The sequence below is a fragment of the Paenibacillus sp. tmac-D7 genome (genome assembly GCF_006519665.1).
Taxonomy (GTDB): domain Bacteria; phylum Bacillota; class Bacilli; order Paenibacillales; family NBRC-103111; genus Paenibacillus_G; species Paenibacillus_G validus.
The window spans coordinates 21992-36097 of sequence record NZ_VIDW01000032.1 but is presented as its reverse complement, the minus strand read 5'-3'; the positions used below and the strand labels follow the sequence as shown (position 1 = coordinate 36097).

The following is a 14106-nucleotide window of genomic DNA, read 5'->3' as shown; positions in this document are numbered from 1 at the left end:
GTGTATATTACAGTTTGATTTCGATGTCCACACCGGACGGCAGATCCAAACGCATCAACGCATCAACGGTTTGCGGCGTCGGATTGACGATATCGATCAAACGCTTATGCGTACGCATTTCGAATTGCTCGCGCGAATCTTTGTACTTGTGTACCGCGCGCAAGATCGTGATGATTTGCTTCTCGGTTGGAAGCGGAATCGGACCAGACACTCCAGCACCGGAACGCTTGGCTGTGTCCACAATTTTCTCAGCGGATTGATCCAAAACTCTGTGATCATAAGCCTTCAAACGAATACGAATCTTTTGCTTTGCCATAGTATTCCCTCCTTCTATCGCCCAATTTAGTATCGGACATACTCCGTGAAAATCTCCTGACGACCGCCCCTATGGCAAAGGAGCCGGGTGTGTCAGCAACCTCTCACATCATCGCAACGTCACAGACCAACGTTCACTATTATATTAAATATTGAAACAAAAAGCAAGAAGAAAAGCGACTTTTGCCTAAAAATAAATAATCCCTTCATCTATTTAGATGAAGGGATTGGAAACTGCAATTATTTTTGGATGGAAGCAACGGCACCGGCGCCAACTGTACGGCCGCCTTCGCGAATTGCGAAGCGAGTACCTTCTTCGATAGCGATTGGCGAGATCAGCTCAACCGTTACCGTGATGTTGTCGCCAGGCATAACCATCTCTGTGCCTTCCGGCAAGTTGATGATACCCGTAACGTCAGTTGTACGGAAGTAGAACTGCGGACGGTAACCTGTGAAGAAAGGCTTGTGACGGCCACCCTCTTCTTTAGTCAGAACGTAGATTTGAGCCGTGAAGTTCGTGTGAGGCTTAACCGAACCCGGTTTAGCCAATACTTGACCACGCTCGATATCTTTACGGTCTACACCGCGAAGCAATGCGCCAACGTTGTCGCCAGCTTGTGCGGAATCAAGCAATTTACGGAACATCTCTACGCCCGTAACAACGGATTTGCGAGTGTCTTCTTGAAGACCGATGATTTCGACCTCATCGCCGACTTTAATTACACCGCGCTCTACACGACCTGTAGCAACGGTACCACGACCAGTGATCGTGAACACGTCCTCTACCGGCATCAGGAAAGGCTTGTCTGTATCGCGCTCAGGCGTTGGGATGTAAGTGTCGATGTGCTCGAACAGCTCAACGATTTTGTCAGCCCAAGGACCGTCTGGGTTTTGAAGAGCTTCACGAGCTGCGCCGCGAACGATCGGAGTGTCGTCGCCAGGGAACTCATACTCGTTAAGAAGGTCGCGAACTTCCATTTCAACCAGTTCAAGCAACTCTTCGTCTTCAACCATGTCGCATTTGTTCAAGAATACGACGATGTAAGGCACGCCTACTTGGCGGGACAACAGGATGTGCTCGCGAGTTTGCGGCATAGGGCCGTCAGCTGCGGATACAACCAGGATCGCGCCGTCCATTTGTGCTGCGCCGGTGATCATGTTTTTAACATAGTCGGCGTGGCCTGGGCAGTCTACGTGTGCGTAGTGGCGGTTAGGCGTTTCATATTCAACGTGCGCAGTGGAGATCGTGATACCGCGCTCGCGCTCTTCTGGAGCTTTATCGATTTGGTCAAATGCTACAGCGGCACCGCCGTATTTTTTTGACAATACAGTTGTGATTGCCGCTGTCAACGTTGTTTTACCATGGTCAACGTGACCGATCGTACCAATGTTAACGTGCGGCTTATTGCGTTCAAATTTCGCTTTTGCCATGAGTGGATTGCCTCCTTAGATAATGGGATTTATATTAGGCACCTTTGTTTTTTGCGACGATTTCTTCCGCAATCGACTTAGGTACTTCTTCATAGTGCGAGATTTCCATCGAGTATACGCCACGGCCTTGCGTACGGGAACGCAAAGTTGTGGAGTAACCGAACATTTCAGACAAAGGCACCTTGGCACGAATGATTTGTGCGCCGAAACGCGCATCCATACCTTCGATACGTCCGCGGCGGGAGTTCAGGTCGCCCATAACGTCGCCCATGTACTCTTCCGGAACGGTAACTTCGACTTTCATGATCGGCTCAAGCAATACCGGTTTACACTTCTCAGCCGCTGCTTTAAGTGCCATCGAACCGGCAATCTTAAACGCCATCTCCGAGGAGTCGACGTCATGGTAAGATCCGTCAACGACGGTAGCTTTGATATCCACAAGCGGGAAGCCTGCGTATACGCCGTTTTTCATAGACTCTTCAATACCCGCTTGGATCGGAGCAACGAATTCCTTAGGAATCGATCCACCCACGATTTTGCTTTCGAACTGGAAGCCAGTTCCCGGCTCAAGCGGTTCGAACTCCACCCAACAATGTCCGTATTGACCACGGCCACCGGATTGGCGAACGAACTTGCCTTCGACTCTAGCCGGTTGACGGAACGTTTCACGGTAAGCAACCTGCGGTTTACCCACGTTAGTTTCTACCTTGAACTCGCGAAGCATACGGTCAACGATAATCTCAAGGTGAAGCTCACCCATACCGGATATAATCGTTTGGCCTGTTTCTTCGTCCGTGTGTGCGCGGAAAGTCGGATCTTCCTCGGAGAGCTTGGCCAAAGCAACGCCCATTTTATCTTGGTCGGCTTTTGTTTTCGGCTCAACTGCGAGCTGGATAACCGGCTCTGGGAAGTTCATGGATTCGAGAACGACCGGGTTTTTCTCATCACACAGCGTATCGCCGGTAACGGTATCCTTCAGGCCAACGGCAGCTGCGATATCACCGGAGTAAACTTCGCTGATCTCTTGGCGGCTGTTCGCGTGCATTTGGAGAATACGGCCGATCCGTTCACGTTTGCCTTTCGTTGCGTTCAATACGTAGGAACCGGAGTTCAATACACCGGAATATACGCGGAAGAACGTCAATTTACCGACAAACGGATCCGTCATGATTTTGAACGCAAGTGCCGCAAACGGTTGATCGTCAGAGGATTTGCGAACAACTTCCGTACCGTCGTCCAGCGTACCTTTGATGTCCGGTACATCGAGTGGAGACGGCAGGTAATCAATAACTGCATCCAGCATCATTTGAACGCCTTTGTTACGGTAAGACGAGCCGCAGATGACCGGGAAGATACTAACGGAACAAACGCCTTTGCGCAATGCACCTTTAATTTCTTCGATCGTCAGCTCTTCGCCTTCGAGGTATTTCATCATAAGCTCTTCGTCCAGTTCTGCAACTTTCTCGACAAGCTCAGAGCGAAGCTCCTCGACTTTATCTGCGTATTCCGCAGGTACATCAGACTCAATAGGATCTTTACCCAAATCGTCTTTGTACACATAGGCTCTACGCTCGATCAAATCGATAACGCCTTTGAAATCATTCTCGGCACCGATCGGCAGTTGGATAGCAACTGCGTTCGCACCAAGCTTCGCGCGCATCGATTCGATAACTTGCAAGAAGTCTGCGCCGATGATGTCCATTTTATTGACATAAGCAATCCGTGGAACACCATAACGGTCCGCTTGTCTCCAAACGGTTTCCGATTGCGGCTCAACGCCTTCTTTGGCACTGAATACGCCTACTGCTCCGTCCAATACGCGGAGGGAACGCTCAACCTCAACTGTGAAGTCAACGTGTCCCGGGGTGTCGATAATATTGATGCGGTGATCTTTCCATTGAGCTGTTGTAGCAGCGGAAGTAATCGTGATTCCGCGCTCTTGCTCTTGCTCCATCCAGTCCATCGTAGCTGCACCTTCGTGAACTTCACCGATTTTGTGCACGCGGCCTGTATAGAACAAGATACGCTCAGTTGTAGTCGTCTTACCAGCATCGATATGCGCCATAATCCCGATGTTACGCGTATCTTTCAAGGAGAACTGTCTAGCCATCAGGTTGTCTCCTTCCTAAAAATAGGAATTGTATTTTACCAACGATAGTGTGCGAACGCTTTGTTGGCTTCAGCCATTTTGTGCGTATCTTCACGTTTTTTCACGGAAGCACCAGTGTTGTTGCTGGCATCCATGATTTCGGCAGCCAATCTTTCTTCCATCGTCTTCTCACCGCGAAGACGGGAGTAGTTGACGAGCCAACGAAGTCCCAAAGTGGAGCGGCGCTCCGGACGAACTTCGATCGGAACTTGATAGTTGGCGCCCCCCACACGGCGAGCTTTGACTTCGAGGACAGGCATGATGTTCTTGATGGCTTGTTCAAACACTTCCATCGGATCTTTACCTGTACGCTCTTGAATCAGATTGAAGGCATTGTACAGAATAGATTGTGCTACTCCTCTTTTACCGTCAATCATGATGCGGTTGATCAAACGAGTAACCAATTTGCTGTTGTATACCGGATCTGGCAATACGTCTCTGCGAGTAACTGGACCTTTACGAGGCATAGTTATCCCCCTTTCTCAAAAAGTGCATTCGATTTTTTAAAATAAAAAATTACTTTTTCACTTTCGGGCGTTTCGCGCCGTACTTGGAACGAGCTTGCTTACGGTTGTTCACGCCTGCAGTATCGAGCGCGCCGCGAACGATGTGGTAACGTACCCCTGGAAGGTCTTTTACCCGACCGCCGCGGATCAGAACGACGCTGTGCTCTTGCAGGTTGTGTCCGATACCCGGGATGTAAGCTGTTACCTCAACACGGTTAGTCAAACGAACACGCGCATATTTACGAAGTGCGGAGTTCGGTTTTTTCGGTGTCATTGTACCTACACGAGTACATACACCGCGTTTTTGAGGGGAGCTGATATCCGTTTGCTCTCTTTTCAAAGCGTTGAAGCCTCTTTGAAGAGCTGGGGATTTGGATTTAACTACTTTCGCTTGGCGTCCTTTACGAACGAGCTGGTTAATTGTTGGCATTGTGGCCACCTCCTTCAAAATGAATGTTCTTCCGTTTTTTCAAGCCCACAGATCCAGGCGAATCGTAAATGAACATAGGAAACGTTTTTGCCCGGGAGTTTGTTGCATTTTCCCGAACAAAAACGTCGGCTCTTTATTCATTCACTACAGCCGCCATAGCGGCGCCTACTTCGATGCCACACGCTTTACCTAACATATTCATGGATTCCACGTAAGTGACTTTAACCCCCATTTTCTTGCAGAGGTTAACCATTTTTATCGTGATCCGCGGATCTGCATCTTTAGCAATAAAAACTTCCGTGGCCTCTCCTAGCTCCACCAGCTTCATCGCTTGCTTGGTGCCTATTGTCAATTTCGCAGCCTGCTTTACTTTATCGAGACTCAGGTTGAATCCCCTCCGAATGACAGGTGACGAGGCATGTAAAATGGCACACTTTGATATATTAGCACTTCGCTTATATCGTGTCAAGAATCGCCGCTCGCTTTCTCGCAATTTTTACAGATGGCAAGAAAGCAAACGGCGCATTTCAATTCATATTCTATTCAACAGTTACTGCTTCCGGCGCCTCGTCGGTCTGTTCATCCTCCGGCTCGGCATTCGGATCGGTGATCCGAATATTGCGGTAACGGCTCATTCCCGTACCTGCCGGAATCAGTTTGCCGATAATGACGTTCTCTTTCAAGCCGAGCAACTGGTCGACCTTCCCTTTGATGGCAGCGTCCGTAAGTACGCGAGTCGTCTCTTGGAAAGATGCGGCCGACAAGAAGGAGTCGGTTTCGAGCGACGCTTTCGTAATCCCGAGCAATACGGGTTTGGCTACAGCCGGTTCTTCGCCTGCAAAGAGCGCCACCTTGTTCGCTTCTTCATATTCATGAATATCGACGAACGAACCTGGAAGCAGCGTGGTATTACCGGCATCTACGATGCGAATTTTGCGCAGCATCTGACGGATCATAACCTCAACGTGCTTGTCGTTGATTTCTACCCCTTGATTCCGGTAAACGCGTTGAACCTCTTGCAGGATATAGTTTTGCACACCGCGAATCCCTTTGATGCGCAGCATTTCTTTCGGGTCGATGGAGCCTTCTGTCAGCTCGTCGCCGGCTTCTACGTTCTGGTTCACGGTCACGCGAATCCGAGAGCCGTACGGCACCGCATACGTTTTGGATTCGGCTTCGCCCTGCACTTCAATCTCGCGGCGGTCTTTCGCTTCGCGAATTTCCTTAACCACGCCGTCGATCTCCGAAATGATCGCTTGCCCCTTCGGATTCCGAGCCTCGAACAACTCCTGAATCCGTGGCAAACCTTGTGTAATATCGTCGCCGGCAACGCCGCCGGTATGGAACGTACGCATCGTGAGCTGGGTACCCGGTTCGCCGATGGATTGGGCGGCAATAATACCGACCGCTTCCCCGATTTCAACGTGTTGACCCGTAGCCAGGTTGCGTCCGTAACATTTTTTACATACGCCATGCTTGGAACGGCAGCTCAGTACGGAACGAATTTGAATACGTTCTACGTTCGCCGCGATGATTTTATCAGCGATCGAGGCTTCGATCAGCTCATTGCGGGATACCAGGATTTCGCCGGTTTGCGGATGGCGAACCGTTTCAAAGGAATAACGGCCTTCAATCCGGTCGTACAGATCTTCAATGATCTCTTTCCCGTCGCGAATCGTGCTGACCATGAAACCTTTGTCCGTACCGCAGTCTTCATCGCGAACGATAACGTCCTGCGCCACGTCGACTAGACGACGCGTCAGGTAACCGGAATCCGCCGTACGAAGCGCCGTATCCGCCAAACCTTTACGCGCTCCGTGCGTGGAGATAAAGTACTCCAAGACGGTCAGGCCTTCGCGGAAGTTCGATTTGATCGGCAACTCCATGATTTTACCCGACGGATTCGCCATCAGACCGCGCATACCGCCCAGCTGGGTGATCTGCGATTTGTTACCCCGTGCTTTGGATTCCACCATCATGTTGATGGAATTGTATTTGTCGAGCGATTTCATCAGAATATCGGTAATTTCGTCCTTCGCCTTGCTCCAGATCGCGATGACACGGTCATAACGCTCGTCATCGGTGATCAAACCGCGGCGGTACTGGTTCGTCACGACTTTGACTTTCTCGTCGGACTCAGCCAGAATCTGATCCTTCTCGGTAGGTACCGTAACGTCGGCTACCGCGATCGTAATCCCCGCACGCGTCGAGTACGTGAACCCAAGCTGTTTAATATTGTCGAGAATGATCGATGTTTGGGTCGTATGATATCGACGGAAGCATTCTGCGATGATCGTACCGAGGTAGTCTTTACCTACGGCTTTCGTCTCCGGCAGCTCTTCCATCTTGGCGCGGATGTCTCCGCCCTTCTCGAACACGAAATAGTTGTCGGATACACCGTTCAACAAGTTCGCTTTCGTCGCTTCGTTGATATACGGGAAATCTTTCGGATAAATCTCATTGAAAATGATTTTACCGACCGTAGTAATCAATATCGCTTCCTGCTGCTCTGGCGTAAAGCTGGTTTTACCCAGCGCTTTCGCCGGGATCGCAACACGGGCATGAAGCGAAGCGTCGCCGCGATGATACATCGACACCGCTTCCGCTACCGTACGAATGATCGTTAGTGAGCCCTTAGAGTTTTTGTTCTCCGTTGTCAGATAGAAGCTTCCGAGAACCATATCCTGCGAAGGCGTAACAACCGGCTTACCGTCTTTCGGGTTCAAGATGTTCCCGGACGCCAGCATCAGTACGCGGGCTTCGGCCTGCGCTTCCGCCGACAACGGCACGTGCACCGCCATTTGGTCGCCGTCGAAGTCGGCATTGTATGCCGTACAGACGAGCGGGTGAAGCTTAATGGCGCGGCCTTCGACCAGAATCGGTTCGAACGCCTGAATGCCCAAACGGTGAAGGGTAGGGGCACGGTTCAACAGAACCGGATGCTCTTTAATGACTTCTTCGAGCACGTCCCAAACTTCCGGACTTACGCGTTCCACTTTGCGCTTCGCGCTCTTGATGTTATGCGCAAGACCTTTATTAACAAGCTCCTTCATGACGAAGGGCTTAAACAATTCAAGTGCCATTTCCTTAGGAAGACCGCACTGGTACATCTTCAGGCTCGGCCCAACTACGATAACGGAACGACCGGAATAGTCTACCCGTTTACCGAGCAGGTTTTGACGGAAACGTCCTTGCTTCCCTTTCAGCATATGACTGAGGGATTTCAACGGCCGGTTCCCCGGACCCGTTACCGGACGGCCGCGGCGGCCGTTGTCGATCAAAGCGTCAACGGCTTCCTGGAGCATCCGTTTCTCGTTCTGCACGATGATGTCCGGCGCGCCGAGATCGAGCAGACGCTTCAACCGGTTGTTCCGGTTAATCACGCGGCGATACAAATCGTTCAAGTCGGAGGTCGCAAAGCGGCCGCCGTCCAACTGAACCATCGGACGAAGCTCCGGCGGGATGACCGGCAGTACGTCGAGCACCATCCACTCCGGCATATTTTTGGAATTCCGGAACGCCTCCATGACTTCAAGACGCTTAATCGCACGGTTACGGCGTTGACCTTGGGCCGTCTTAAGCTCTTCCTTCAGCATATCGACTTCTTTCTCGATATCGATATCCTGCAGCAGCTTCTTAACGGCTTCCGCGCCCATACCGGCTTGGAAGGCGTAGCCGTATTTCTCGCGATAGCTGCGGTATTCCTTCTCAGACAACAGCTGTTTTTTCTCCAGCGGCGTATCACCCGGATCGGTGACCACATAGGAAGCGAAGTAAATGATTTCTTCCAAGGAACGCGGAGACATATCGAGCGCAAGCCCCATACGGCTAGGAATACCTTTGAAGTACCAAATATGCGATACTGGAGCGGCAAGTTCGATATGCCCCATCCGCTCGCGGCGAACTTTCTGGCGCGTCACTTCAACGCCGCAGCGATCGCACACGACCCCTTTGTAACGGACACGTTTGTACTTACCGCAATGACATTCCCAGTCCTTGGTCGGTCCGAAAATTTTCTCGCAAAACAGACCTTCTTTTTCCGGCTTCAAAGTTCTATAGTTGATTGTCTCCGGCTTCTTCACTTCGCCGCGGGACCACGAACGGATCTTGTCCGGGGAAGCCAAACCGATTTTCATGAACTCAAAATTGTTGACGTCGATCAAGGAGCAACCCTCCTCCATGTTTTGTCTGTCAAAACGCTATCGGACGCATGCGCCGTATCGATATGTGCCTTAGATGCCGGTTAGCACCCAAGGCACAATGCTTATTCTGCTGGCAGAGCTTACTCTACACCCATCTCTGCGCCTTCTAAATTCAAGTTCAGCTTGTCGCTTGTCACTTCGTCTTCGTCGTCCATTTCTTTCATTTCGATCTCTTCTTCGTTCTCGGAGAGAATCTTCACGTCCATCCCCAAGCTTTGAAGTTCCTTGATCAAAACCTTGAACGACTCCGGTACGCCAGGTTCCGGCACATTCTCGCCCTTGACGATCGATTCGTACGTTTTCACGCGGCCGACGACGTCATCGGATTTAACGGTCAATATTTCCTGCAGCGTATAGGCGGCACCATAGGCCTCAAGCGCCCATACTTCCATCTCCCCGAAACGCTGGCCGCCGAACTGGGCCTTACCGCCAAGCGGCTGTTGCGTAACGAGCGAGTATGGACCTGTGGAGCGCGCATGGATTTTATCGTCAACCATGTGCGCAAGCTTGATCATATACATGACGCCGACGGTAACTTCCCGTTCGAACGGATCGCCGGTGCGGCCGTCAAACAGAAGCGTCTTACCGTTGCGCTGCATGCCGGCTTCTTCCATCGTATCGAACACGTCGTATTCGCGAGCGCCGTCGAATACAGGCGTAGCGGTATGGATGCCGAGATATCTCGCAGCCATGCCCAAGTGAACCTCAAGAACTTGACCGATGTTCATCCGCGAAGGAACGCCGAGCGGGTTCAAAACAACTTCAACAGGCGTACCGTCCGGAAGGAACGGCATGTCCTCTTCCGGTAAGATGCGGGCAACGACACCTTTGTTGCCGTGACGACCGGCCATCTTATCGCCCTCGGAAATTTTCCGTTTTTGGGCAATATAGACACGAACCAGTTGATTGACGCCCGGCGGCAGCTCGTCTCCGTTCTCGCGGGTAAACACCTTCACGTCAACGACGATACCATCCGTACCATGCGGCACGCGGAGGGACGTGTCGCGAACTTCACGCGCCTTCTCGCCGAAGATCGCATGAAGCAAACGTTCTTCCGCCGTCAGCTCGGTCACGCCTTTCGGCGTTACTTTACCGACCAGGATATCGCCTGCGGCGATTTCCGCGCCGACACGGATAATTCCGCGTTCGTCAAGGTTCTTCAACGCATCTTCCCCGACGTTCGGGATATCGCGCGTAATTTCTTCCGGTCCGAGCTTCGTATCACGCGCTTCGGATTCGTATTCTTCAATGTGAATGGAAGTATACACATCTTCCTTCACCAGTCGTTCGCTCAGCAAAATCGCATCCTCGTAGTTGTACCCTTCCCATGTCATGAAGGCTACGACCACGTTGCGGCCAAGCGCCAATTCGCCTTGTTCCGTCGAAGGCCCGTCGGCTAGAATGTCGCCGACACGGACTTGCTCGCCTTTATGGCAAATCGGACGTTGGTTGATGCAAGTCCCTTGGTTAGAACGTAAAAATTTATGCAATTTATGTTTAATGATATCGCCATTAACGACGCGGCCATCTACAATTTCCTGACGGCGCACCCAGATCTCGTTGGCGGAAACCTTCTCTACAACCCCGTTCACTTTGGAAACGATACATACACCGGAATCTTTCGCCGACTTATGCTCCATTCCCGTCCCGACGAGCGGCGCCTTCGGAATGAGCAAAGGTACGGCCTGACGCTGCATGTTCGATCCCATGAGGGCACGGTTCGAGTCATCGTTCTCCAAGAACGGAATGAGCGCCGTCGCGACGGATACGACCTGTTTCGGAGAAACGTCCATATAGTCGACGCGGTCTTTGGCAATTCTCAAGTTATCGTCTTTGTAACGAACAATGACCGTATCGTTGGCAAACTTGCCGTCTTCGGTCAGTTCGGCATTCGCCTGAGCGACAACGTAGTTATCCTCTTCATCGGCTGTCAAATACGAAATCTCATCCGTAACGACTCCCGTGTTGGGATCGACGCGACGATAAGGCGCCTCGATAAATCCAAACTCATTCACGCGCGCGAACGTCGACAAGGAGTTGATCAAACCGATGTTCGGACCCTCTGGCGTCTCGATCGGGCACATCCGTCCATAATGGGAGTGATGCACGTCGCGGACTTCAAAGCCTGCGCGCTCACGGGTCAAACCACCTGGTCCGAGAGCGGATAAGCGCCGTTTATGCGTCAGTTCGGCCAACGGATTCGTTTGGTCCATAAACTGGGACAACTGCGAGCTTCCGAAAAACTCTTTAATCGACGCAATGACCGGACGAATGTTGATCAGCTGCTGCGGGGTAATCGTGTTGACGTCTTGAATGGACATCCGTTCACGAACGACACGCTCCATCCGGGACAAACCGATCCGGAATTGGTTCTGGAGCAGCTCGCCTACGGAGCGGAGACGACGGTTCCCGAGATGGTCGATATCGTCGGTGCTGCCGATTCCATGCAGCAAGTCCATAAAGTAATTAATAGACGCAATGATGTCGGCAGGTGTAATGTGCTTGACGGTTTTGTCGATTTTACCGTTAGCAATCACTTTCACGACTTTGCCGTCTTCGATCGGCGAGTAAACATTGATGCACTGCAGCGGGATTCGATCATTCTCCACCACGCCATTCGTGATGTTGTACTCTTTGAAGCCTACGCTATCTTCCAGGAATGGAAGAATCGTGTCGAGCAATCGTCGATCGATCAACTGACCGGCTTCCGCAATGATTTCGCCTGTGCCCGGGTCAACGAGCGTTTCAGCTAAACGCTGATTGAACAAGCGATTTTTAATATGAAGCTTCTTATTAATTTTGTAACGGCCTACGTTAGCCAGATCGTATCGCTTCGGGTCGAAGAAACGCGCGACCAGCAAGCTTCTGGCGTTATCGAGCGTAGGCGGCTCACCCGGACGAAGACGCTCATAAATTTCGATCAGAGCCTTGTCGGTAGAGTCCGTATTGTCTTTATCCAAGGTGTTGCGAATATATTCATCGTCGCCGAGCAAATCGATAATTTCCGCATCCGTTCCAAAGCCGAGTGCGCGAAGCAATACGGTAACCGGAATTTTCCGCGTACGATCGATCCGAACATAAATAATGTCCTTGGCATCCGTCTCGAGCTCGAGCCATGCGCCGCGGTTCGGAATGACTGTAGCCGTATAGGTTTTCTTCCCGTTTTTGTCGACCTTGGTGCTGAAATAGACGCTGGGGGATCGAACCAGCTGACTGACGATAACCCGTTCCGCACCGTTAATAATGAAAGTTCCCGTTTCGGTCATCAGAGGGAAGTCTCCCATGAACACTTCCTGTTCTTTAACCTCTCCGGTTTCTTTGTTGATCAGGCGCACTTTCACTCGAAGCGGCGCTGCGAAGGTCACATCACGTTCCTTGGACTCATCCACCGAATACTTCGGCTCTCCGAGAGAATAGTCGATAAATTCCAACACCAAATTCCCCGTAAAATCCTGAATCGGGGAAATATCTTGAAACATTTCGCGCAATCCCTCATCCAAAAACCATTGATATGATTTTTGTTGAATTTCAATAAGGTTTGGCACTTCCAAAACCTCATGAATCCGAGCGTAAGACCTGCGTTTACGTCGACCTAATTGAACAAGATGACCCGCCAACTTAGATTCACCCCTCATGTCTACTCAATAGAACAAAATAAAAGCCTCTGCGGGAAGCCTTCTCGACTCAAGCACTCGCGAAGTCAAACTTCTTGTAGAAGCTTCTAATCCTGATGCAAATTAATAGACCTTTTTTTCACTTCATTGTTACCACAATTTTCTACATACCTTGTAGGGTTTACGTAAAATCTAAACATTATACGTCAGATGTTTAAATTTTATTCAACCGAGGCATAAAAAACTTCTTGACATTTTAGTGAACTAAAGACAAATTACCCAATCATAATGCTGACATTTTACTATAATAACACAGTGCAAAATACAAGTCAACATAATTCCCATCATCGGCGAAAAACGGAAAGATGCGATTGCACCAGCTCGTTCTATCGCTATTTCGTCGCCTTGATGATCCAATAGCCGCGGTCCCGTTCCACTTCTTCCACTTGCGAAAAGAGAGATTCGAGCTTCGCGTAAGCCGAAGGCGCGCCCTGCTTCTTCTGAATGACGACCCATAGCGCCCCGCCTTCCAGCAAGGCTTCATGCGCTTGCTCGAATATGCGATGCACCGTCTCTTTTCCTGCACGAATCGGAGGATTCGTAAGCACCGCATCGAAAAACTGGCCTTTCACCGCGGCAAGCAGATCGCTTTGTACAATCGTCACATTGGCAATGCGGTTATGCTCCGCATTCCTTCTAGCCAAAGATATCGCTCGTTCGTTGATATCCAGCATCGTGACATGACCTTGCGCCGCGATCCAAGCAGCGGCTAGACCTATCGGCCCGTATCCGCATCCAACATCCAGCACTTTAGCTTGGGGCGTCAATTCAACCGTCTCCACGAGAAGCTTCGATCCGAAATCGACACCTTTTTTGGAAAATACGCCCGCATCCGTCATAAATACAAACTTATGCCCGCGCAGCGTCTCCTCAATCCGATGCAAATCATGCTCTACACTTGGCTTAGACGTGTAATAGTGTTCCGCCATGCGCGAATCCTCCCATTCTTTTTTGCAGACAAAAGCAAAACCCCTTGCAGAGGTCGTCCTCGAACAAGGGGTGCGTTTGGAAGTTAATTACTTCACTTCTACGGAAGCGCCTGCTTCTTCCAATTTTGCTTTTACAGCTTCTGCTTCTTCTTTGGATACTTTCTCTTTCAACGCTTTCGGAGCGTTGTCTACGAGATCTTTTGCTTCTTTCAAGCCGAGGCCTGTGATTTCGCGAACAACTTTGATAACGTTGATTTTGGATGCACCAGCGTTGTTCAAGATGACGTCGAATTCAGTTTGCTCTTCGACTGCTGCTGCGCCAGCGCCTGCAACGACAGCTACTGGAGCTGCTGCAGTTACGCCGAATTCTTCTTCGATTGCTTTAACCAGGTCGTTCAGTTCCAATACTGTCATGCCTTTAATGGCTTCCAAGATTTGCTCTTTGCTCATGGTTAAACCTCCATTATCTT

At 50.6% G+C, this 14106-nt stretch carries 10 protein-coding genes; all 10 read right to left on the bottom strand.

The genetic code is table 11. The features are described from left to right. Positions 1–7: 7 nt before the first annotated feature. Positions 8–316, bottom strand: a complete 309-nt coding sequence (gene rpsJ / locus FKP33_RS19360; protein ID WP_013921163.1) for a 30S ribosomal protein S10 — start codon at positions 314–316, stop codon at positions 8–10. Positions 317–555: 239 nt separating this feature from the next. After that, positions 556–1746, bottom strand: a complete 1191-nt coding sequence (tuf, locus tag FKP33_RS19355; RefSeq protein ID WP_127608816.1) for an elongation factor Tu — start codon at positions 1744–1746, stop codon at positions 556–558. Between the two features lie 34 nt (positions 1747–1780). Next, positions 1781–3856 (bottom strand): elongation factor G, encoded by a 2076-nt coding sequence (fusA, locus tag FKP33_RS19350; RefSeq protein ID WP_127608815.1) that lies wholly within the window; start codon positions 3854–3856, stop codon positions 1781–1783. A 35-nt stretch (positions 3857–3891) separates the two neighbouring features. Further along, the gene (gene rpsG / locus FKP33_RS19345) at positions 3892–4362 is read right to left on the bottom strand and encodes a 30S ribosomal protein S7 (RefSeq protein ID WP_054797082.1); all 471 of its coding nucleotides are present in this window, start codon (positions 4360–4362) and stop codon (positions 3892–3894) included. A gap of 49 nt (positions 4363–4411) precedes the next feature. Further along, positions 4412–4831: a 30S ribosomal protein S12 gene (gene rpsL / locus FKP33_RS19340; protein WP_054797081.1), complete on the bottom strand. Its 420-nt coding sequence runs from the start codon at positions 4829–4831 to the stop codon at positions 4412–4414. Positions 4832–4964: 133 nt separating this feature from the next. Further along, positions 4965–5216 carry a ribosomal L7Ae/L30e/S12e/Gadd45 family protein gene (locus FKP33_RS19335; RefSeq protein WP_127608832.1) on the bottom strand — a complete coding sequence of 84 codons (252 nt, stop codon included), beginning with the start codon at positions 5214–5216 and terminating at the stop codon, positions 4965–4967. A gap of 154 nt (positions 5217–5370) precedes the next feature. Then, on the bottom strand, positions 5371–8994 hold the full coding sequence (rpoC, locus tag FKP33_RS19330; protein WP_141336118.1) for a DNA-directed RNA polymerase subunit beta': 3624 nt from the start codon (positions 8992–8994) through the stop codon (positions 5371–5373). Between the two features lie 119 nt (positions 8995–9113). Then, on the bottom strand, positions 9114–12668 hold the full coding sequence (gene rpoB / locus FKP33_RS19325; RefSeq protein ID WP_127608813.1) for a DNA-directed RNA polymerase subunit beta: 3555 nt from the start codon (positions 12666–12668) through the stop codon (positions 9114–9116). A gap of 371 nt (positions 12669–13039) precedes the next feature. Continuing rightward, the gene (locus FKP33_RS19320) at positions 13040–13636 is read right to left on the bottom strand and encodes a class I SAM-dependent methyltransferase (protein WP_127608812.1); all 597 of its coding nucleotides are present in this window, start codon (positions 13634–13636) and stop codon (positions 13040–13042) included. 87 nt (positions 13637–13723) lie between these two features. After that, a complete protein-coding gene (gene rplL, locus FKP33_RS19315; protein WP_054797080.1) occupies positions 13724–14086 on the bottom strand; it encodes a 50S ribosomal protein L7/L12 in 363 nt (120 codons plus the stop codon). Between the last annotated feature and the right edge of the window lie 20 nt (positions 14087–14106).